The organism is Pseudomonas sp. MIL19 (assembly GCF_028680365.1).
In the GTDB taxonomy this organism is placed as follows: domain Bacteria; phylum Pseudomonadota; class Gammaproteobacteria; order Pseudomonadales; family Pseudomonadaceae; genus Aquipseudomonas; species Aquipseudomonas spirodelae.
Map to the genome: position 1 here is coordinate 32150 of NZ_JAPPVG010000018.1, position 19781 is coordinate 51930.

At 60.1% G+C, this 19781-nt stretch carries 19 protein-coding genes; 5 read left to right on the forward strand and 14 right to left on the reverse strand.

Annotation, left to right across the window (positions count from 1 at the left end; translation table 11 throughout):
- Nucleotides 1-86 precede the first annotated feature (86 nt).
- Nucleotides 87-1574: a polyphosphate:AMP phosphotransferase gene (pap, locus tag N1078_RS12960; RefSeq protein ID WP_274088587.1), complete on the reverse strand. Its 1488-nt coding sequence runs from the start codon at nt 1572-1574 to the stop codon at nt 87-89.
- A gap of 77 nt (nt 1575-1651) precedes the next feature.
- Nucleotides 1652-1960, reverse strand: coding sequence for a class I SAM-dependent methyltransferase (locus N1078_RS12965; RefSeq protein WP_274088588.1), 309 nt, complete (start codon nt 1958-1960; stop codon nt 1652-1654).
- Nucleotides 1961-2497: 537 nt separating this feature from the next.
- Between N1078_RS12965 and N1078_RS12970 the strand changes: the two genes are divergently transcribed.
- Together N1078_RS12970 and N1078_RS12975 are read left to right on the forward strand one after the other, a co-directional pair.
- The gene (locus N1078_RS12970) at nt 2498-3442 is read left to right on the forward strand and encodes a triacylglycerol lipase (protein ID WP_274088589.1); all 945 of its coding nucleotides are present in this window, start codon (nt 2498-2500) and stop codon (nt 3440-3442) included.
- A gap of 63 nt (nt 3443-3505) precedes the next feature.
- Nucleotides 3506-4528: a lipase secretion chaperone gene (locus N1078_RS12975; protein ID WP_274088590.1), complete on the forward strand. Its 1023-nt coding sequence runs from the start codon at nt 3506-3508 to the stop codon at nt 4526-4528.
- A gap of 74 nt (nt 4529-4602) precedes the next feature.
- On the opposite strand, the gene N1078_RS12980 is transcribed toward N1078_RS12975, so the two are convergent.
- Together N1078_RS12980 and N1078_RS12985 are read right to left on the reverse strand one after the other, a co-directional pair.
- On the reverse strand, nt 4603-5037 hold the full coding sequence (locus N1078_RS12980) for a DoxX family protein (RefSeq protein WP_274088591.1): 435 nt from the start codon (nt 5035-5037) through the stop codon (nt 4603-4605).
- A gap of 124 nt (nt 5038-5161) precedes the next feature.
- Nucleotides 5162-6547, reverse strand: a complete 1386-nt coding sequence (locus N1078_RS12985; RefSeq protein WP_274088592.1) for a transglycosylase SLT domain-containing protein — start codon at nt 6545-6547, stop codon at nt 5162-5164.
- Nucleotides 6548-6781: 234 nt separating this feature from the next.
- Here N1078_RS12985 and N1078_RS12990 point away from each other — a divergent pair, with 234 nt between their 5' ends.
- Together N1078_RS12990 and N1078_RS12995 are read left to right on the forward strand one after the other, a co-directional pair.
- A complete protein-coding gene (locus N1078_RS12990; RefSeq protein ID WP_274088593.1) occupies nt 6782-7606 on the forward strand; it encodes a TatD family hydrolase in 825 nt (274 codons plus the stop codon).
- A 195-nt stretch (nt 7607-7801) separates the two neighbouring features.
- Nucleotides 7802-9268: a methyl-accepting chemotaxis protein gene (locus N1078_RS12995; protein WP_274088594.1), complete on the forward strand. Its 1467-nt coding sequence runs from the start codon at nt 7802-7804 to the stop codon at nt 9266-9268.
- Nucleotides 9269-9285: 17 nt separating this feature from the next.
- On the opposite strand, the gene N1078_RS13000 is transcribed toward N1078_RS12995, so the two are convergent.
- The 7 genes from N1078_RS13000 to N1078_RS13030 all read right to left on the reverse strand — a co-directional run bounded on the left by N1078_RS13000 (nt 9286) and on the right by N1078_RS13030 (nt 15868).
- A complete protein-coding gene (locus N1078_RS13000) occupies nt 9286-10083 on the reverse strand; it encodes an acyl-CoA thioesterase (protein ID WP_274088595.1) in 798 nt (265 codons plus the stop codon).
- A 98-nt stretch (nt 10084-10181) separates the two neighbouring features.
- Complete coding sequence (locus tag N1078_RS13005) at nt 10182-10955, reverse strand: CHAD domain-containing protein (protein WP_274088596.1); 774 nt, start codon at nt 10953-10955, stop codon at nt 10182-10184.
- Between the two features lie 67 nt (nt 10956-11022).
- A complete protein-coding gene (locus tag N1078_RS13010) occupies nt 11023-13017 on the reverse strand; it encodes a transglutaminase TgpA family protein (RefSeq protein ID WP_274088597.1) in 1995 nt (664 codons plus the stop codon).
- Nucleotides 13014-13970 (reverse strand): DUF58 domain-containing protein, encoded by a 957-nt coding sequence (locus tag N1078_RS13015; protein WP_274088598.1) that lies wholly within the window; start codon nt 13968-13970, stop codon nt 13014-13016. The genes N1078_RS13010 and N1078_RS13015 overlap by 4 nt, the downstream gene beginning before the upstream one ends.
- Nucleotides 13967-14884: an AAA family ATPase gene (locus N1078_RS13020; RefSeq protein WP_274088599.1), complete on the reverse strand. Its 918-nt coding sequence runs from the start codon at nt 14882-14884 to the stop codon at nt 13967-13969. The genes N1078_RS13015 and N1078_RS13020 overlap by 4 nt, the downstream gene beginning before the upstream one ends.
- Before the next feature lie 97 nt (nt 14885-14981).
- Complete coding sequence (locus N1078_RS13025) at nt 14982-15590, reverse strand: flavin reductase family protein (protein WP_274088600.1); 609 nt, start codon at nt 15588-15590, stop codon at nt 14982-14984.
- Nucleotides 15590-15868 carry a hypothetical protein gene (locus N1078_RS13030; RefSeq protein WP_274088601.1) on the reverse strand — a complete coding sequence of 93 codons (279 nt, stop codon included), beginning with the start codon at nt 15866-15868 and terminating at the stop codon, nt 15590-15592. The genes N1078_RS13025 and N1078_RS13030 overlap by 1 nt, the downstream gene beginning before the upstream one ends.
- Before the next feature lie 231 nt (nt 15869-16099).
- Between N1078_RS13030 and N1078_RS13035 the strand changes: the two genes are divergently transcribed.
- A complete protein-coding gene (locus N1078_RS13035) occupies nt 16100-17125 on the forward strand; it encodes a patatin-like phospholipase family protein (protein WP_274088602.1) in 1026 nt (341 codons plus the stop codon).
- An 11-nt stretch (nt 17126-17136) separates the two neighbouring features.
- Here N1078_RS13035 and N1078_RS13040 read toward each other — a convergent pair whose 3' ends face one another.
- The 3 genes from N1078_RS13040 to N1078_RS13050 all read right to left on the reverse strand — a co-directional run bounded on the left by N1078_RS13040 (nt 17137) and on the right by N1078_RS13050 (nt 19770).
- Nucleotides 17137-18210 (reverse strand): AI-2E family transporter, encoded by a 1074-nt coding sequence (locus N1078_RS13040; protein WP_274088603.1) that lies wholly within the window; start codon nt 18208-18210, stop codon nt 17137-17139.
- An 88-nt stretch (nt 18211-18298) separates the two neighbouring features.
- Nucleotides 18299-19111, reverse strand: a complete 813-nt coding sequence (locus N1078_RS13045; RefSeq protein ID WP_274088604.1) for a DUF4892 domain-containing protein — start codon at nt 19109-19111, stop codon at nt 18299-18301.
- On the reverse strand, nt 19108-19770 hold the full coding sequence (locus N1078_RS13050) for a glutathione S-transferase family protein (protein ID WP_274088605.1): 663 nt from the start codon (nt 19768-19770) through the stop codon (nt 19108-19110). The genes N1078_RS13045 and N1078_RS13050 overlap by 4 nt, the downstream gene beginning before the upstream one ends.
- Between the last annotated feature and the right edge of the window lie 11 nt (nt 19771-19781).

The following is a 19781-nucleotide window of genomic DNA, read 5'->3' on the forward strand; positions in this document are numbered from 1 at the left end:
TGAGAATAAGACCGAAAAATCTCGCAGGGCGATGATCATTCATCAGGCGTATGCGCAACCATCCTCTAGCGCTGACGCGCAGCCACTCAGTGCTTGTCGAACGCGGCCTCGAGCGCCTCGTTAATGGTGCGCAGCACTTTGATCCGGGCAAAGCGCTTGTCATTGGCCTCCACCAGCGTCCACGGGGCAATTTCCGTGCTGGTGCGGTCGACCATATCGCCCACTGCATCGCGGTACAGCGGCCACTTCTCGCGGTTGCGCCAATCATCTTCGGTGATCTTGAAGCGTTTGAAGGGGATCTGCTCGCGGGCTTTGAAGCGCTCTAACTGGGTTTGCTGATCAATCGACAACCAGAACTTCACCAGCACCACGCCGGCTTCGCTGAGCTGCTCTTCAAAGTCATTGATCTCGCCATAGGCACGTAACCAGTCGCCTGGTTCACAGAAGCCTTCGACCCGTTCCACCAGCACCCGGCCGTACCAGGAGCGGTCGAACAGGGTGAACTTGCCGCGCGCAGGAATATGCCGCCAGAAACGCCAGAGATACGGCTGTGCACGCTCCTCCTCGGTTGGTGCGGCCACCGGCACGATACGGTACTGGCGTGGATCGAGCGCGCCAATCACCCGGCGAATCGCCCCGCCCTTGCCGGCAGCATCGTTGCCTTCAAACACCGCGATCAGCGAATGCCGACGCATGCGCTTGTCACGCATCAAACTAGAGAGCCGCGCCTGCTCACTGATCAGTTGCTCGGAGTACGCGTCCTTGTCCAAGGCCTGGGTCATGTCCAGGCTATCCAGCAGCCCGTGTTCCCCCAGACTGGAGGTCAGCGGTGCCGAATGGGGATGAGGCAGTGGCCTGCTCTTTGCCTTCAGCGCGGCTTGCAAGCCATCAAGCAGAATGCGCCCGACAGTCAGGCTGCGGTAATACTCATCCACGCCCTCCACCACATACCAGGGTGCGTAATCGCGGCTGGTCCGGCGCAAGATGCGCTCACCAACGCGCACAAATTTGTCGTAGGTTTTCGATTGCTGCCAGTCCAGCGGGCTGATCCGCCAGCTGTGCAACGGATCGTCCTGCAGCGCTTTAAGGCGCGCCTTCATATGCTGCTTGGAGAGGTGAAACCAGAACTTGAAGATCAGCGTGCCTTCATCACAGAGCATGCGCTCCATGCCCAGCGTGGTGTCGATGGCTTGATCGAGTACCGCATTCTTGATGCGCTTATGCACGCGCCCTTGCAACATCTGGCTGTACCAGTTACCAAAAAACACGCCGATACGCCCCTTGGGCGGCAGTTGTCGCCAGTAGCGCCAGGCCGACGGACGCGCCAGCTCCTCATCGGTCTGCTGGTCGAAGGTGCTGACCTGAATCAGCCGAGGGTCCATCCACTCGTTGAGCAGCTTGACCGTCTCACCCTTGCCCGCCCCTTCAATCCCGTTGATCAGGATGAGGACGGCAAAGCGTCCTTGCTGCTGCAGCTCGTACTGCGCCTCCAACAGCGCCTCGCGCAGGGCTGGCGCCTCAGCGTCGAAGGTGTCTTTATCGATGCAGCGACCAATCTCGGCAGATTCGAACATGTTTCACTCCCTGACAATATCGCTTGAGCCTAGCGGATAAGCCGTGCCTTGGCTGGCCAAACACGTGCCCCTTGCGGCTAACGCCGAGTAATCAGCCCTTGCTTGGCCGCGCGCGTCAGCTGGCGCACAGTCTCTTCCAGCTGCGCCGCCGTCGGCGCCTGGATCACCGCCATGTCGAAGTGATTGCTGGCAAAGCGCGCCAAGGATTCACCATCGTGAACAAAATTGATAAGAAAGGTACGCGGCCCCGCCCAGCGCTTTGGCCAGCCGTCGAGGTAACGCAGTAAGGTTGGCTGGTGGCTGCCGCCAAGCAGGATTTTCGGATTGCGTTGCACCAGCCCTGAGGTGATTGGGGCCAGGCGAATAAGCGGTTGGGGACAGGTCATCGGTGTGTCTCCGCCTCATTGGGTCCGCTGGGCAGCGGTGAGAGGCGACACCGAACCAGCGCTTTAGCGGTATTTCGAAGCCTCCGTGGAGTACTTCTTAGGGTTGTGCTGTGAGCAAGCAACCCGGCGCCCCGCAAGTAGCTGTTTAAATCGGCGCATGGGTTGGCATCCTAGAGAAGGCCGCGTAAAGCTGTCAATACACGGCATCAAGCACGCGCCGCCAGCTAGCTGCTTAGTTAGTGGGAAAATCACCTCGCGCGGCTTTGAAGTGGCGTGCAACGCGCAGCCCCACAGCACGTTATTGAGGCCTCACGACGTCCTCGCAACGTTACGCGGCGTAACAGACCGCTCCACTAACACGCGGTTAAAAGCGGCAAAAATCAGATAAAACACCTGAAATAGAGCGCTAAAAGTCACTTCGCCTACTACTGGCACGCTTTCTGCCAATAACCCTCAGCTGATGTACACGCCGCAGGATCGGCGTTTTGCCTGCATGGATTGCCTTGAACAGCCCGATCAACCCTAGCGAGAGCACTCATGAACAACAATAAGACTCTGCTCGCCCTCTGCCTCGGCGCCGGTTTACTGGCCTCTGGCAACACTCAGGCCTTCTGGTTTGGCTCCTCCGGTTACACGCAAACCAAATACCCGGTCGTCCTGGCCCATGGCATGCTCGGCTTCGACAGCCTGCTCGGTATCGACTACTGGTATGGCATTCCGGGCGCGCTGCGTCGCGACGGGGCCAGCGTGTACATCACCGAGGTCAGCCAACTAAACACCTCCGAAGCGCGTGGCGAAGAACTGCTGGCACAGGTGGAGGAGATTATCGCCATCAGCGGCAAGCCCAAGGTCAACCTGATCGGCCACAGCCATGGTGGGCCAACCATTCGCTATGTCGCCGCCGTCAGTCCTAACCTGATTGCCTCAGCCACCAGTGTCGGCGCACCGCATAAGGGCTCAGCAACTGCCGACTTTATCCGTCAGGTGCAGCCCGGCTCGGCAGGTGAAACCTTGCTCGCGGGCATCGTCAATGGCCTCGGCACGTTGATCAACTTCCTTTCTGGCAGCTCTAGCACCAGCCCGCAAAACGCCTTGGGCTCATTGGAATCACTCAACAGCCAAGGTGCCGCGCGTTTCAATGCCAAGTTCCCGCAAGGTATTCCTACCACCGCCTGCGGTGAAGGCGCCTACAGCGTAGGCGGCGTGCGCTACTACTCCTGGAGCGGGACCAGCCCGGTGACCAACATCATCGACCCGAGTGACCTGCTGCTGGGTGCCAGCGCACTGACCTTCAACGGCGAAGCCAACGATGGTCTGGTCGGCCGCTGCAGCTCGCACATGGGTAAGGTGATTCGCGACAACTACCGGATGAACCACCTCGATGAGGTCAACCAGACGTTGGGGCTAACCAGCCTGTTCGAGACCGACCCGGTCACGGTCTATCGGCAACATGCCAACCGCCTGAAAAACGACGGCCTGTAATGGATGTGCCAGGGGCTACAAACCGCCCTTGGCGTTTCTACAACCACCGTCTAAAGAGTGCCTGTGAAAAAAATCCTGCTGTTATCCCCGCTGCTGTTCGCCTTATGCCTGGCGTTGGCGCTTTACCTGCAACCGCTGGAAACACCTGGCCAGCTCAGCCGCAATACATCATCCGCCTTAGAGCCAGCAGTAACACAACCCTCAACGCCGACGCAGAAACAGCCGAATAACACAGCTGGCCCTTTGAAAAACCTGCCTGCCTCGTTCGGAGGCACAACGGTGGATGGCACCTTTCGTTTGGATGCCGATGGCAACCTGCTCATCAGCGAGGACATTCGACGGATATTCGACTATTTCCTCGCCGCCGCAGGCGAAGAGCCGCTGCGTACCAGTGTCGAGCGATTGCGCGCCTACATTGCCGCGCAGCTGCCGACCAATGCCCGAGGGCAGGCGCTGGCCCTACTCAACCAATACCTCGACTACAAACGCGAACTGGTGCTGCTCGAGCGCGACCTGCCACAGTCGGCCAACCTGGAAGCCCTGCGCCAGCGCGAGGCCGCGGTGCAGGCCCTACGCGCACGTATCTTTGATGCTCAGACCCAGCAAGCGTTCTTTGCCCGGGAAACGGCCTACAACCAGTTCACCCTGCAGCGCCTGGCCATCCTGCATAACCAGAAGTTGAACGATGCCGGTAAAGCCGCCGCTGTCGACCAACTGCGCAACAGCCTGCCTGCCGAGATGCAGGACACGGTATTGCCACAACTGCAAAATGAGCTGCGCCAGCAGACGGCTCAATTAAAGGCTGCCGGTGCCAAACCCGAACAGATTCGCCAACTGCGTCAGCAGCTGGTGGGGGCCGAAGCCACTCAGCGCCTGGAAGCACTCGACCAACAGCGCAAAACCTGGAAAAAACGCATCGCTCAGTACCGCCGCGACAAAGCCACTATCGAGAACAATACCGGCCTAAGCGACAGTGACAAACGCAGTGCCATTGCCCAACTGGTCATAGAAAACTTCAACGAGCGTGAACAACTGCGTTTGGAAGCCGCCGAACAGCTGGCGACTCAGAACACCTCACAACCCTAAAACGCTAAAACGCTAAAACGCTAAAAGCCCACCGAAGTGGGCTTTTAGCAGGCTGCTGCCGAATTGTTTAACGCTTAACCGGCGATGCGCTTGTCCAGCGACAGCTTGCCAGCACCTTCAAGCAGAATCGCCACACTAATGGCCAGCAGCGCCAGAGCGAACTCATAGCCGTTGTTGCTCATAAAAAAGCCATTGGCCAGGTGCACGGTAGCAATCGCCACCAGCATGGTCACTGCCAACACAGCAGCCGCAGGGCGCGCTAATAGACCGATGACTAAAGCCAGGCCGCCGAAGAACTCTGCACTGCCCGCCATCAGCGCCAGCAGGTAGCCTGGGGCCAAGCCGATACTTTCCATCCACTGGCCTACACCTTCCAGGCCATAACCGCCAAACCAGCCAAACAGCTTCTGTGAGCCGTGAGCGGCAAACGTCAGGCCAGCGATAATGCGCAGCACGGTCAGGCCGTAGCCCGCTTGAGTAGCAACAACAGATTTAATCAGCGTGTTCATATGCAGCGGTCCTTGTAGTGAGGAGTTGATGGCGTGCAGATTAAACAAATTTACCAATACTTAAAGCGGATAAAATCGCTACAACCGATCAAAAAAATCAATATATTTACACTTCTACCCGGCGCTACGGTTCCAGTAAATAGCGCTCGCGATCATAAGCAAGGTAGTACTTATTGACGCTATTCACATAGCTGACGACGCCCATGCCGATCTGCTCCATGGCCACACGTTCCACCTGAAAGAACCACTGGTTAGGGTTCAGGCCGCGCCTGCGCGCTTCCGCACGCAGGCTTTGCACCCGTTGCGGGCCCATGTTGTAGCCGGCCAGGATAAAAGCCATGCGTTCACGCTCGTTAAGCCGTGGGCTATTGAAATAGTTGCGGCGGATCATCGCCAGGTACTTGGCGCTGGCCTGCACATTGTTATCCAGCACATTGATATTGCTGACACCCACGCTGCGGGCCGCCGCCGGGGTAATCTGCATCAGCCCCGTGGCACCACCCGCCCCCCGTGCAGCCGGGTTAAGGGTAGATTCCTTAAAGGCCACGGCAGCCAAGGCCAGCCAGTCGAAGTTGTTTTGGCTGGCATAGCGCTGCAGCACCGAGCGCACCCGTTCCAGGCGCTGACGCTCAGTGCGACCGAGCGGGTAATGCACCTTGTACAAGCGCCGGTAAACACGCTGAAACGCCGCGTCCTGGTCCGCTGGGTCGCGGTAGCCCTTGAGAAAACGGTCGATGCTCGCGCCAAGCATTGGCGTATCGCGGCGCACATACCAACGCATGTCGCCGTCCTTGGACAGCGGCAAATGACGATCCAGGCGCAGCTTGGGCATGACCTTGGCCCAGCGCTCGGCAATCGGCTGCTCGACCGCCGTGACGCTGAAGATGCCCGCCTGGACCATTTCCAATACATCCTCGACGGCCAGACTGGGGTCGACCCATTCGACAATGATAGGGGAGCGCTTGCTGGCGATAAGCCGCTGGTTAAGCGCCCGGATGGCCTCACCCGCTACGCTGCCCGCAGGCAACGCCAGGCTGCGTCCGGACAACTGTTCAAGGTTCTGATAACGCCGGTTACCCTGCTTAGCAACGATGATCAGCGGCACATTGCTGCGGATCGCCACGCTGGCACTGAGTTTGCTGCCCGGCGGTATATTCAGCAGCTCACCCGGGGCGACCAAGTCACCTTCGCCACGCTGCAAGGCCGCGAGTAGCTGATCCTTGGCACGAGGGATGACTTTGAGCTTGAGCGTACGGCCATCACGCGCGTTACGGTTGAGGTACTGCTCGAAGGCGCGCATGCGCTGGTACTCAACGCCAATACTCTGCCCCTTGACCTCACCGGAACTGTTGCGGCTCTGGTTAACCAGCACGCGCAACTCACCACTGCTACGGATGCTCGCCAGGTCACGGGCGGCCTTGGCCCGTTCAACCTCTAATGGCCCAGCCACGCGCGCGATTGCCGTGCATGACAGCAGCAACAGGCAGCAGGTGAGCAGCACTCGCACCATCAAGGCTCCAGGGAAAAGTCGGCCGATCGCTCAGTGCAGCAGCCCATTGAAACAACCTACGTACAGGGCAACGGCCCCTCGCGCGGGGCGCGGAGGTTGGCACAGCCTGCCCGCGGATACCAGCAAGCACTCACACACAACATCACATAAACGTTTTAAGTCATTGTATTTATTAACTTTTAATCTATTCAAAAAGCTCTGCTATGCTGGCCTGTCAATTCAGCAGGTAGCACCATGCAACTCATCGATATCGGCGTCAATTTGACTCATCCAAGCTTTGCCGAACAGCGCGAAGCACTCCTCACTCGCGCTTATGCGGCGGGCATCCAGCAAATGCTGCTCACCGGTACCAGCCTAGGCGAAAGCCAGCACGCCCTGGAACTCTGCCGACAGTTGGATGATAGCGCCGAGCATTTGTTCAGCACCGCCGGTGTGCACCCACACGATGCGAACAGCTGGAACAGCGACAGCTACGCCGAACTCAAGGCCCTTCTGGCCGACCCCAGGGTGCGTGCAGTGGGCGAATGCGGCCTGGACTTCAACCGTGATTTCTCGCCACGCCCGCAGCAGGAACTGGTGCTCGAGCAGCAGCTGGCTCTGGCGGTGGAGCTACAGCTGCCCGTGTTCCTGCATGAACGCGATGCCGACGAGCGCCTGCTGGCAATCCTGCGCCACTACCGCGACCAGCTACCGGCAGCCGTGGTGCACTGCTTCACAGGGGAAAAACGCGCGCTGTTCAACTACCTGGATATGGACCTGCATATCGGCATCACGGGCTGGATCTGTGACGAACGCCGCGGCAGCCACTTGCATCCACTGGTCAGGGAGATCCCCCGCGGCCGTCTGATGCTGGAAAGTGATGCGCCCTTCCTGCTGCCACGCAGCCTGCGGCCAAAACCCAAGAGCGGCCGCAACGAACCAGCCTTCCTTGTAGAGGTGCTCCGTGAAGTGGCCCTGCACCGTGGTGAAGCCGAGCACGATGTGGCCGCCCACAGCAGTGCCAGCGCACAGGCCTTTTTCAATTTACCAAGCCTGAATGGCGCTCAATCGGCCAGTTGAGTGGGCCTATTGATAAGGATCAATAGGCCATGATTGGCTTTAGCCGATACTGCTGGCACTTTGCCAAAAATGATTTTTACCTAGTGGCCTAAACCCGATGGGCGCCTCGCCGATATAAGGTTTGTCGAACAACTGCCTTCGATTACCCAGCAAATCTGAATACCAGCAACCAACCTTCACAAGGAAGAGATGTGCATGAGTCACTGGATTAGCGATCTTTCCCTGAAATACAAATTCTGGGCTGTAAACGCGGTGGCTTTCTTCACCACCTTGTTGCTGGTGCTCTACGCCCTACATCTGGAACAACAATCGCATTACGACGCAGCCAAGCAGGCAGCGCAGCAACAGGCCCGCCTGTTAAGCCAATGGCCTCAAGACCAGGCCTTGCCAAGCGCCAACAACCTGCTGAGCTTTAGCGCGGATCAGGCCCCGCGCCTGCCGGACAACCAGGGCAGCGCCCTGCTCAACGCGCGCGGCTGGGTCGAGTTAAACGGCAGTGAGGGCCTGATCGGGGCTGAGGTTATTGTCCGGGATGACGGTCAGCGCCTGGCCGTCAGCGCAGTGGCGCCGAGCTTCAGCGATGTATTTTTCAACCGTGCCCTCAGCTATGCCGGGGTCGTCGCGCTATTGATGCTGCTGTTGCTGGCCGCTTCGCAATTATTGATTCGCTTCCTCCTTAGCCATCTCAACACCCTCAAGGACGTGATGCTGCAGGTGGAGAAAAGCGGCGACCTGAGCGCTCGCGTACCACTCGACTGCCGCGACGAAGTGGGCCAAATGGCCAGCGCCTTCAATGCCATGCAAGCCGGTTATCAACGCGTGGTGGGCATTGTGGCGCAGTCGGCGGCGCAGTTGGATGAAGGCGCCGAACGCCTGGCCGGGAATATGCGTGAAGTGCGCCACGGCATGCTTGAGCAACAAAGCGAAACGGAACAAGCCGCCACGGCCATCAACGAAATGTCCGCCACGGTTCACCATATTGCCGAACACACCGCCGACACCCGCGATCAATCGAAAACCGCCGAGCAACTGACCCGCAGCGGTCAGCAGGTGGTCAACCGCGTGGCACTTTCCATTTCCGGGCTGTCCAGCGGCGTGCAGCAAACCGCACAGATGATCGAACAACTGGCGGCCGACAGCCAGAAGATCGGCGGCGTGGTCAGTGAAATTCATGGCATCGCCGAACAAACCAACCTGCTCGCCCTTAACGCCGCAATCGAAGCGGCCCGCGCAGGCGAAATGGGTCGAGGCTTTGCCGTGGTTGCCGATGAAGTGCGCAACCTGGCCAAGCGCGTACAGGACTCCACCGACCTCATCACCCAGATGATCAACACCCTGCAAAGTGGCACCCGTGATGCCGTGGACTTTATGCAGGACAGCTCGATCAAGGCCGATGAGTGCGTCAAACAAGCCGATGAAGCCGGTCAGGCGCTGGCCGCTATCACCGAGTCCGTGGCGCACATGCGTGAAAGCAATACGCAAATCGCCGTCGCGGCTGAACAACAGAGCCAGGTGGCCGAAGAGATGAGCCGCGCGGTAATCCGCATTCGCGATGTAACCGAACAGACCGTCAGCCGTACCGGCCAGTCGGCTGTCACCAGTGCCGACCTGGCCAACCTGGCCGGCGAGCTAAATACCGCCATTCGCCAGCTCAAGCTCTAGAGCGTGCTTAACGCGGCCTAGGCAAACACCGCCACGGTCTGGCGACTGATCGCCAACAGCTCCCCTGTTGGCGACCATAACGCTGCAGCCACATGCCCATAACCATCGCGAGCGTGCTCGATCTGCGCGCGATACAGGCACCAGTCCGCAATACTCAACGTGCTCATGGGCTGCACGAACTCAATGGTCCACGTCAGCGAGCTGCCAGGGGCTGGTGCCGTCAGATGCGGCAGCACCGCAGGCGGCCAGGCATCAACCAAGGCCAGCAGGTGGGCCTCATCGGCCGCCTCGATGCGGGTTTGATCGCGCAAACGCACCCAGCCGCCCATCTCCCGCGATGAGTTACCGCTAAACGGCATGCCACCAAAGGCCCAGCGCATGGCCAGGTGACGGGTAAATTCTGGGGTTACGTTGGGGATATAGGGCAGCTCTTGGCACTCATCGACCGGCTTGGCCTGCGGGGCCGGCTCGGCTTGGACCGCAATGCGTGAATCACGCCCGGCGCCGAAACTCCCCTGCACGATGGTCACCACCTGGCCATCTTGTACGGCCCGGCCCAGCACCTGACTGACAGCCTTGCCTTCACGCAGTACTTCCACGCTAAAGCTGATGGGTACATCCGGCGCAGCAGGGCCGACAAAAGTGATCGCTAGGGAGCGTGGCGGCCGCCCATCGGGCACCTGAGCACGCATGGCTTCGTACACCAACGCCGCCACCAGCCCGCCAAAGCTGGCGCGGCCCTGCCCCCATTGCGCGGGAATATGCACGGCCTGCGGGTTGTCGCGCACGGCTTGAAGTAACTCGGAAAAAACCATAACCACCTCAATCACTAAAGATGTCGGTGATCTTAGGACAAAGGCAGGGGGGATTGGCACGCCATTTCAGCCAAATAAGCCGAAGGTATATCGGCTGATCAGCCCTTCACGCGGGCAAAGGTCTTAGCCAATTGCACTAAAGCCAGATCAGCCTCTTGCTCAGCTTGCTGCATGGCTGCGCGCCAAGTGGCCACGCACGGCTGTAAATCGGCCTCGCTCTCGGCGCGTAGCAACCACTGCCAATGGTCGTGCCAATCACCCAATGCGGACTGGGCCTGTTTTAAGCGCATACGCGTGCGCCCGGATAAATCGCTCAATTGCGGATAAGCCTCAGCCGCATAGCGCAGGCGTTTGACCAGCAAGCGCAGGCGGTGACGGTCATGAGCCGGATCATGCAGCGCCTGCAGCAAACGTTGGCGATCCTTGCGCAAGCGTTTACCAATCAACCTATGCAGGCCACGCAGCTCTGCGCTGGCAGCCGCTTCTCGCCACTGCTGCGGCCACTCATCCAGGGCGCTCAATAGCTGTGCCAGCGCTGCACTGCTCAGTAGCGCGCTATAGCCCTGACGCAACAATGGCTGGCGCGCCTGCGCGGCCATACTGAGCCCTTGCTCATGCAAATAACCGTGCAGCACCTCAAGGTCACGCAGCGGCCCCGTCACGCGGCCTAGCTCGGCTGCGCGCTGTTGCAGGTCCGCGCAGGCCGTCAGTGCCGTTAGCGGCCGCAACAGGCTGCGCAGTTGACGCAAGGCAATGCGCAGATCATGCAGCGCCTCACTGTCTGTGTCCGCCTGCAGCCGCTCACGGCAGGCAAACAGGCGAACCTGTGTGCGCACAACGTGCTGCTGTATCTCACCCATCAAGCCTTGCATCGCCTCACTCCTGTGAAATCGTGCCCCCAGCTTATGCGCTTATTGATTTGCCACAAGTGCTCAACCGCTAGGGCTGCACACGGGTAAATCGCCAAGGTAATGCCCGGCGCAGTGCCTTTAGACGCTGACGCAGTTGCACGGCGCTGAGCATTTGACCGGCATAGCGCTGCGCCTCGAATGCCGCCGCAAACCCTGCAATCGCCTGCGCCTGCTCAGGTAACAGTAAGCCTGCCCTAGCGGCATAGTCTCGCGGGCCTTCGCCGGGATGTCGCGGTACACCATGACGCGCCAGCAGTGCCTCGAAACGGCGGAACAATCGCTGCTGTACGTCACGCTCACGCTGCCAAGGTTTGAACAGCCAGAGCGCGAGCATACCCAGCAGCACGCCACCACCACCGACCAAGCCGATGACCAGTGACTGGGCATCGACCCGGCCCAACCAGCGCTGCAGAAACTCCAACTGCTGCTGGCTCTGGTAGCCCAGTACCCAACGCTGCCAGCCGTAATTCACATTGTCCCAAGCCAGGCGCAGCTCATTCAGCCAACTGAGATTGCGATAGCGCAGTGGCGAAAAGGGCGAGTCCTCAAGAAAACTCTGCTCACCGGCCAGGGCTTCCTCCAGGCCTTGGTCGATCCGCTCGGGCGCCACCTGAAAGGTCGGATCAACACTGACCCAGCCACGTCCTGCCTGCCAATACTCGACCCAGGCATGGGCATCGAATTGCCGCACCTGCACGTAGTTGCCCGCCGGGTTGAACTCGCCGCCTTGATAGCCCGCCACCACCCGCGCCGGAATCCCAGCCGCGCGCAGCACAAAGGTCATCGCGCCGGCATAGTGGGCACAGAAGCCGCTGCGCGTCTCGAACAAAAAGTCATCGATATTGTTCACCCCCAGCGCGGGCGGACGCAGGGTGTAGGCATAGGGCTCACGGTTGAAGTGGCTGAGTAGCGCCTGCACCAGTTGCTCAGGCTGCGGATAGTCGCGCTTGAGTTGCTCAGCCCAGGCGCGACTGCGCGGTTCGCCTTGCGCCGGCAGCTGCAAGGCCCGGTGCATGAACCCAGCGGCCAATTGCGGTTCCCGCAACGCCTGCGGCCAGGAGCTGACCTGATAGATCAACGAGCGATCCACCGGCTGTCGACGCTGCAGGCGAAAATCACTCATCAGCCGCGTCTGTTCTAGATTGGTTTGCGCCACATCCAGGGCGAACAGCCAGCGCTGCCCGCTCGGTTGCATAACGATGCTGTAGTTCAACGCCTCACCGCGCTTCTGCCACTGCGCACCGGGAGCAAACTCGGCGTAATCGGATTGTGACCAGCGCCGCCCATCGAAGCGATCCAGGGTCAAGGCACGCCAATACAGCTCACTGCGTGGCGGCGTTGCACCGTCGAAACTGGCGCGAAACGCCAACGCGGCGGAGCGACTGAGGTCGGCAATATCCGCCGGCGCCATGCTGTCTGACAGGCCGGTAGTGGCCTTGTCGTTGGGCACCGGCAACGACCAGAGCGGCCCCATGCGCGGGAAGAATATAAACAGCAGCAGCATCACCGGCAGCGCTTGCAGCATCAGGCTGCCAGCCAGGCGCGCGGTTGGCCACGGTTGGGCGGCCAGGCTGCTCTGCTGCAGGCCAATCAGCGCGGCAAGCAAGGCGGTCACCGGCAACAGGCTGTAAAAGGCCATCAGCATGCTGTCATCGAACAGGTAGGCGGTGACCACCACAAAGAAGCCGAGGAAGATCAGCACCAGCGCATCACGCCGCGTGCGCATTTCCAGCAGCTTGAGCACAAACGCGGCGATCAGCAGCACCACCCCGGCATCCAGTCCGACCAGGCTGCCGCGGGACACAAGCACCCCCACGGCTGCCGCCAGCATCAACGCGCCCTTGGCCCAGGCATTCGGGTAGCGCGCGCGCATGCGGAATATCTGAATCCGCCAAGCCGCACTGCCCAGCCACAGGCCGATGATCCAAAACGGCAAATGACTTAGGTGCGGAATAATTACCAGCAGCTGCGCCACCAGCAGCCACGTCAGGCTGACCCGGGGAATTGTCATGACTCGGCTCATGACGCACGGCCAAACAGCGCCAGCGCGCGCAAGCAGGCATCACGATGCAGCTCGCCGCTGTCGGCGCTCAACAGCTGGCCCGGCAAGCTCAGGGCAAATGGCTGCTGGCGCTCGGCCAGTTGCAGCACCCAGTGGCAGAGTAATGACAGGCGCGTTTCAACATCACCGGGCATGGCGTCGAAATCCAGATGCAGATCGCGCCCGCTGATCGAAGCAAAATCCTTGACCAACAGGCCCTGGCCTCTGGAATAGGCCTTCCAGTGCAGACGCCGCTTGGAATCACCCGGCTGATAGTTTTTCAGCCCTTGGTAATCATCGACACCCTGGCCATGTGCACGACTGCCCTCCTCGTCCTGATCGTCACTGGCCCCGGCGGACAGCGGCAACTCACCCGGCAAGGGCCGCGGATAGACCAATACGCGCTGGTCCAGGTCGAGCCAACTCCAAGCCACCAAAATCCCCAACGGAAAGCGGCTTTCGACCCGCAAACGGCCTGGCCGCAGCCAGCCGCGCTGCAACGCAGGCAGGTTCAACTGACACTCGCTCACGCCTTGAGCCGGCACGTCTAGGGTCTGCAACTCGGCCGGTGGCCAACCCAGGCTGACGGCCTGATGCGGCCGCTGACTGCTTTCCAGGCGTACACGAAAACCGGCGGGCTCGCCGACAAACACCGCCGGGGTGCTGCCGGCCTTGATGATCAGCCCTGCCAGGTTGCGGTAGGTGTGCAGAATGGCGACAACAAACACCGAGCCCAACAAAAACGTCAGGGCGTAAGCCAGGCTGTTCTGGTAATTGATTGCGGCCAGCAACATCAGCAGCAACGCCGAGATAAAGGCCGCGCCGACCCGGCTGGGGATGATAAAAATCCGCCGTTGGTTGAGCCGCACACTGGCGGCGGGCGGAATGCGCCGAGTCAGCCAGCGATTCCAGCGTGGCCTGAGCTGAGCAATCAAAGCGCCGGCACCTCACGCAGCAGCCACTGCACCAAACTGCCCGCCCCATGCCCGGCCGGGTCGGCACGTTCACGCAGGCGATGGCCGACCACCGAAGGCAACACCGCCTGCACATCTTCCGGAATTACATAATCACGCCCGGCGAGAAACGCCCAAGCCCGCGCCGCGGCGAGCAGTGCCAGGCTGGCCCGCGGGGACAGGCCCCAGGCAAATTGCGGCTGGGTGCGGGTGGCATCGACCAGACGCAGCACATAATCGACCAACGCATCGCTGGCGCGCACCTTCGGCACCTCAGCCTGAATCAGCGCCAATTCAGCATGATCCAGCAGCGCCGGCAAACTGGGTAACAAGGAACGTCGCGAATCACCGAGCAACAGGGCTTTTTCCGCTGCTTTGCCGGGGTAGCCGAGCGACAAGCGCATGAGAAAGCGGTCCAGCTGCGACTCAGGCAAGGCAAAGGTGCCGCCCTGGCTCACCGGGTTTTGCGTGGCAATGACAAAAAACGGTTCAGGCAACGGTCGGGTCGCGCCCTCGATGGTCACCTGGCCCTCTTCCATAGCCTCAAGCAATGCGCTCTGGCTTTTCGGCGTGGCGCGGTTGATCTCATCGGCCAGCACCAGCTCGGCAAAGATCGGCCCCGGATGGAAGATGAACTGCCCAGTGTCCTTGTCGAACACCGAGGTGCCAAGGATGTCCCCCGGCAGCAGGTCAGAGGTGAACTGGATACGCTGAAAACTCAGCCCCAGTACTTTGGCCAGGGCATGGCTGAGGGTGGTTTTGCCCATACCGGGCAAGTCCTCAATCAACAAATGGCCTTGGGCTAACAGGCAAGTCAGCGCCAGGCGTACCTGCGGCTCCTTGCCCAAGAGCACGTGATTGACCGTCTGCAGCACAGTTTCCAGTTTGGCGCGCATGAACCACTCCTAAAGGCTAGCGGACGATGCTACTGCGCGATGCGGCCAGGGCATAGCCACTGGAAACCTTTACTGACGAACTTGTGACACGAACAGCTCAGGACGGCCGTTTTAGATCAAAGCGCTCGGTGGTGCGTGAGTAGGCCGCACCGCCGAGGCGACCAATCAAGTCGAGCTTGCCGGCATCAATGCGACCCTGCTCGTTGAGCACGCGCTCATCGATATGCGCCAACAGCACTTCGGCAAACAACAGGTGGCAGTTAGGTGCCGCCTTTGGGTAAGGCATGGCCTCAACCAAACGGCACTCGAAAGCCACGGCCGCCCCGGCCACGCGCGGTGGCTTAACCTGCACCGACGACAGGCTGGCGATGCCACAGTGTTCAAATTCGCTGATGGCGTGAGGCAATAGCGCCGCGCTGGCGTTCATCGCCTCGGCCTGCTCGAAAGACACCAGTTGAATCACCAGCTCGCCACTTGCCTGCACATTCAGCAAGGTATCTTTCAGGCTGCCATCGCCCCGGTGATTGACGTTGATCAGCAGGGTCGCGGGGTCATCACTGATCACGGTAAAAAAGCTGAACGGCGCCAGGTTACTGATCCCGTCTGCCGACAGGCTGGAGACCCAGGCAATAGGGCGCGGCGTGATGGTCGAGGCTAACCAGCGGTAACGGTCAAGCGGTTCAAGGGTGCTGAAATTAAGCTGCATTAGCGCCCCGCTCGCGATTCACGGATGTAGAAACGCGCACGCTCAGACTTCGCGGTGCAGCCTTCGTAGGCTTCAAATTGTTGCTGGGTTTTCGCCGCGGTCAGCAGCGACAAGGCTTTGGAATAACTCACGGTGCCGGCAAAACCCTCGGCCTTGGCCAGGTCCAGTTCACGCCAGGCGGCATCTAACTGGTTGGCACAGCTGTCGCGATAAGCGGTTTTTCCGGCGCAGCCGCTGAGCACCAGCAACACCATAGGCAACACAATCCACAGTTTCATCAGCTAACTCCAGGAAGAGAGACATACTTTGCTTGCGTATCAGGACGCGTAGCCACACCTGATCGCCACGCATTCACACAGCCTTTCAGACGCACAAAACAGATAAAAGTGCCCACACCTCATGCAACCGGCACTCACGCGTGAATGCCGTGGATACTAGCAAATCGCGCCTTGGCGGCGCGCTCTACCGCGCGTATGTTCACTGCATAACGAGTTACGGAGGACAGGCTGATGAGTAAGCGTATTGCGCTGGTATTGGGTTCCGGAGGTGCGCGTGGTTATGCGCATATCGGTGTCATCGAAGAGTTGGAAGCCCGTGGCTATGAAATTGCCTGCATTGCCGGCTGCTCCATGGGGGCGGTGGTCGGCGGGATTTACGCCGCCGGCAAGCTCAATGAATACCGTGAATGGACGCAAAGCCTGGATTATCTGGACGTATTACGCCTGCTCGATGTGAGCTTTAGCCTGGGTGCGATTCGCGGCGAAAAAGTCTTCGGCAAGATTCGCGAAATGGTCGGCGAGATCGACATCGAAAACCTGTCGATCCCCTTTACTGCAGTGGCCACCGACCTCACCAATCAGCAGGAAATCTGGTTTCAGGAAGGCTGCCTGCACCAGGCCATGCGGGCTTCGGCGGCAATTCCCAGCTTGTTCACCCCGGTTATTCAGGGCAATCGGATGCTGGTCGATGGCAGCCTGCTTAACCCACTGCCCATCGTGCCGGTGGTGTCGAGCCACTGCGATTTGATTGTCGCGGTCAACCTCAACTCGAATAATCAGCGCCAGTACGAGCTGCCGATAATCGAGCGCACACCCGCACTCAAAGGGCGTTTCGACCTGCTGATGAGTTCATTGGGCTCGCACCTGCCTTCGTTCAAACGCAAACACGGCGAAGATGACGAAATGCTCTTGCTCGAAGAGCGCGACAGCAGCGTGCAACCGGAAGCCATGAATCCTTGGCAGCAGAATGCCCGAAGCAGCTTGAACAAGCCCGCCGCACCAAAATCCGCCAGCGGCTCGCGAGTTGCCGATCTCAGCGGCCCTGCCTCGCTGCTTGAGTTGATCAACCAAAGTTTTGAGGTCATGCAGACTTCATTGGCACAGTACAAGATTGCCGGCTACCCGCCGGACATCCTGATCAACGTGCCCAAGCGGGTCTGCCGTTTCTTTGAGTTCTACAAGGCCCCGGAGCTGATCATGCTCGGCCGGCAGATAGCCAGCGACACGCTGGATAAATACGAGCGCGGTGAGCGCTAGCCACTGAGCAGCTAACTGCGCGGCGGCTCGGCAGGCTCAGCACTGCTGGTGCTCGAAACGGGAGTTCCTACCCAGTCACTCAGCAGGCTGTAGGCCACTGCCAGCAACGTTGGGCCAAGGAACAGGCCCATAAAGCCAAACGCCAGGATGCCGCCAAACACCCCAAGCAGCACCACAATCAACGGCAAGTTGCCGCCGCGGCTGATCAGGTAAGGTTTGAGGATGTTGTCGACGCCGCTGATCACAAAGACGCCCCAAATCAGCAGGAAGATGCCCATGCCGACTTCGCCCTGCCAGAACAACCAGGCCACAGCGGGGCCCCAGATCAGTGGTGGCACCATGATCAGGCTGAAGCCGAAGGTCATCATCCCCAACACCAACGCACCGGGCACTCCCGCAATGGTAAAGCCAACCCAAGCCAGAATGGCCTGCGCGGTGGCCGTACCGATCACCCCGTTAACCACCCGCTGCACCGTGCCGGCCACGAGTTCCAAGTAGTGGTCGGCGCGATCACCAATCAAACGCTGCAACAGGCTTTGAGCAAATGCGGCAAGGCGCGGCCCATCACGGTAGAAAAAGAACACCAGAATCAAACTCAGCGCCAGCTCCAACATGCCACCGCCAATCTGCGCACTGCGTGCCAGTAGCCAGTTACCCACCTGCCCGAGATAAGGCCGTAGCGTGGCGAAAAACGCGGCGCCCTGTTGGTCGATGGTCAGCCAGAAACTCACCAGGCGGTCCCCCACCAGCGGTACGCCGGCCAGCCAAACAGGCGCCGGCGGTAATCCTTCGACCTGAAAGCCCTTGAGCAAGGCGGTGACATCCTTGATGTGATCCGCCAGGTTGAACCCAAGCATGACCAGCGGTACGGCAACCACCACGGTCCAAACCAGCGTCAGCAGCCCCGCCGCCAACGCCTGACGCCCGCCGAGCAAACGCGTCAGCACGCGCATCACCGGCCAGCTGGCAAACGACAGCACCGCGGCCCAAAACAGCGCCGACCAGAACGGCGCCAACACCCATAGGCTCGCGCCTAATAAGAAAAGCAGCAGTATCTGCACCAGCAGCCGATCGTTATTGGCCATTCGCCCTGCTCCCTGCACAACAAAAAAGGCTCTGCCATAAGGGCAGAGCCGGAAGGTTTTAGTGCGACAAGCCTACGCCACTCAGGTTCTAACGCAGCACGTTAAGTTGTACACCGCTGACATCAGGCTCACCCAACTCCAGACGGCTGGCACGTACACGTTGCGCAACGAGCGCTTCACGCCAGGCTTCAGCCTGGGCACCGCTGATGCTCACACGCAAAGTGCTGTCGAGCCGCAGGCTACGCGCCAGCAATTCAGCCCACGCCGCGCTGGGTTCGACCTGTTTGGCCAGGCGCAGTTCACCGGTGCTTTTCAGCTGGCGCTGCAGCGTCGCAGGGGATGGCAAGACCTCACCCAGTGCGGCATTGGCCGTGAGTAACTCGGCATGCAGATAGGCGCGTTTGTTGCCGCGGGTGATGCTGTACAGCGCCAACAGGCTGTCTTGGCGGGGTTCAGCCAGGCGCATCAAGACATAGGTTTGCTCGTCATCCGCACCCGTTAGCTTAGTGTTGTCGAATACCGCGTTCGCCCACAGGCTGCTTGAGCCGCACTCACGGCCCACGCACCAGTACAGCAGCTCAGCATCTTGCGCTTGCAGGGCTTCCCGAGCATTGGCGAACACCTCATTAGCCGAATGGGTGCGCGGCAACTCATAGGTCACAGCGGTTAGCTGGCCTTGAGCGGCGACTTCGCGCTCATAGCGCAAGGTGCCACTGATGCGCCGTATCGAGCCTTGCGGGTAGATGCGCTCCTGATCGGCCACATCCTTGAAGCTGACAATCGTGCTCCCGGCAAAACGCGGCAGCACCTCAAGGTCATGACTGCCCGGCACATCTGCGCTCGCAACGGCACTGGCCAGCAGCAGGCTTAGGCCGAGGCAATAAGAATTAAGCCGGCTCATTTGATCAACATCGACTGGGCGGCTTTGACGATTTTCTCGCCATCTTCTTCGCGCGGCGGCACCAACAAGCCGCGCTGCACCGCTGGGCGTTCGGCCAGCTCAGCCATCCAGCGCTGCAAATGCGCCAGCCCGTCGACCGAGACCCCAGCCCAGTCGTGGATCCGCACCCAGGGATAGGTGGCGATATCAGCGATGCTGTAGTCATCCGCGAGGTACTGCGCTTCACTCAAGCGCGTATCGAGCACCTCATACAGACGACGTGTCTCACGCTGGTAGCGGTCGATGGGGCCTTGCAGTTTTTCCGGGAAATAGCGGAAGAACACATTGGCCTGCCCCTGCATCGGGCCGACGCCCCCCATCTGGAACATCAACCACTGAATCACCCGCGAGCGACCTTTGGCATCGCTGGGCAGCAATTGACCGGTTTTCTCGGCCAGGTACAACAGAATGGCGCCGGACTCGAACACCGCGAAATCATCGTTGTCGCGGTCAACAATCGCCGGAATGCGACCATTGGGATTGATCTTGAGGAAGGCCGCAGCCTTCTGCTCCTGCTTGTCGAAACTCAATGCCTGCACGTTATACGGCAGCTGCAGCTCTTCCAGTGCGATGGACGCTTTATGGCCGTTGGGGGTGGCGGCGGTATACAGGTCGATCATGCGAATCTCCG

Coding starts and splice junctions, on each gene's coding strand:
- N1078_RS13000 (WP_274088595.1), bottom strand. CDS start 10,083: ATGGTTTTTTCCGAGTTACTTCAAGCCGTGCGCGACAACCCGCAGGCC.
- N1078_RS12990 (WP_274088593.1), top strand. CDS start 6,782: ATGCAACTCATCGATATCGGCGTCAATTTGACTCATCCAAGCTTTGCC.
- N1078_RS12980 (WP_274088591.1), bottom strand. CDS start 5,037: ATGAACACGCTGATTAAATCTGTTGTTGCTACTCAAGCGGGCTACGGC.
- pap (WP_274088587.1), bottom strand. CDS start 1,574: ATGTTCGAATCTGCCGAGATTGGTCGCTGCATCGATAAAGACACCTTC.
- N1078_RS12965 (WP_274088588.1), bottom strand. CDS start 1,960: ATGACCTGTCCCCAACCGCTTATTCGCCTGGCCCCAATCACCTCAGGG.
- N1078_RS12985 (WP_274088592.1), bottom strand. CDS start 6,547: ATGGTGCGAGTGCTGCTCACCTGCTGCCTGTTGCTGCTGTCATGCACG.
- N1078_RS13045 (WP_274088604.1), bottom strand. CDS start 19,111: ATGAGCCGGCTTAATTCTTATTGCCTCGGCCTAAGCCTGCTGCTGGCC.
- N1078_RS13010 (WP_274088597.1), bottom strand. CDS start 13,017: ATGAGCCGAGTCATGACAATTCCCCGGGTCAGCCTGACGTGGCTGCTG.
- N1078_RS12970 (WP_274088589.1), top strand. CDS start 2,498: ATGAACAACAATAAGACTCTGCTCGCCCTCTGCCTCGGCGCCGGTTTA.
- N1078_RS13005 (WP_274088596.1), bottom strand. CDS start 10,955: ATGCAAGGCTTGATGGGTGAGATACAGCAGCACGTTGTGCGCACACAG.
- N1078_RS13050 (WP_274088605.1), bottom strand. CDS start 19,770: ATGATCGACCTGTATACCGCCGCCACCCCCAACGGCCATAAAGCGTCC.
- N1078_RS12995 (WP_274088594.1), top strand. CDS start 7,802: ATGAGTCACTGGATTAGCGATCTTTCCCTGAAATACAAATTCTGGGCT.
- N1078_RS13025 (WP_274088600.1), bottom strand. CDS start 15,590: ATGCAGCTTAATTTCAGCACCCTTGAACCGCTTGACCGTTACCGCTGG.
- N1078_RS13040 (WP_274088603.1), bottom strand. CDS start 18,210: ATGGCCAATAACGATCGGCTGCTGGTGCAGATACTGCTGCTTTTCTTA.
- N1078_RS13035 (WP_274088602.1), top strand. CDS start 16,100: ATGAGTAAGCGTATTGCGCTGGTATTGGGTTCCGGAGGTGCGCGTGGT.
- N1078_RS13030 (WP_274088601.1), bottom strand. CDS start 15,868: ATGAAACTGTGGATTGTGTTGCCTATGGTGTTGCTGGTGCTCAGCGGC.
- N1078_RS13020 (WP_274088599.1), bottom strand. CDS start 14,884: ATGCGCGCCAAACTGGAAACTGTGCTGCAGACGGTCAATCACGTGCTC.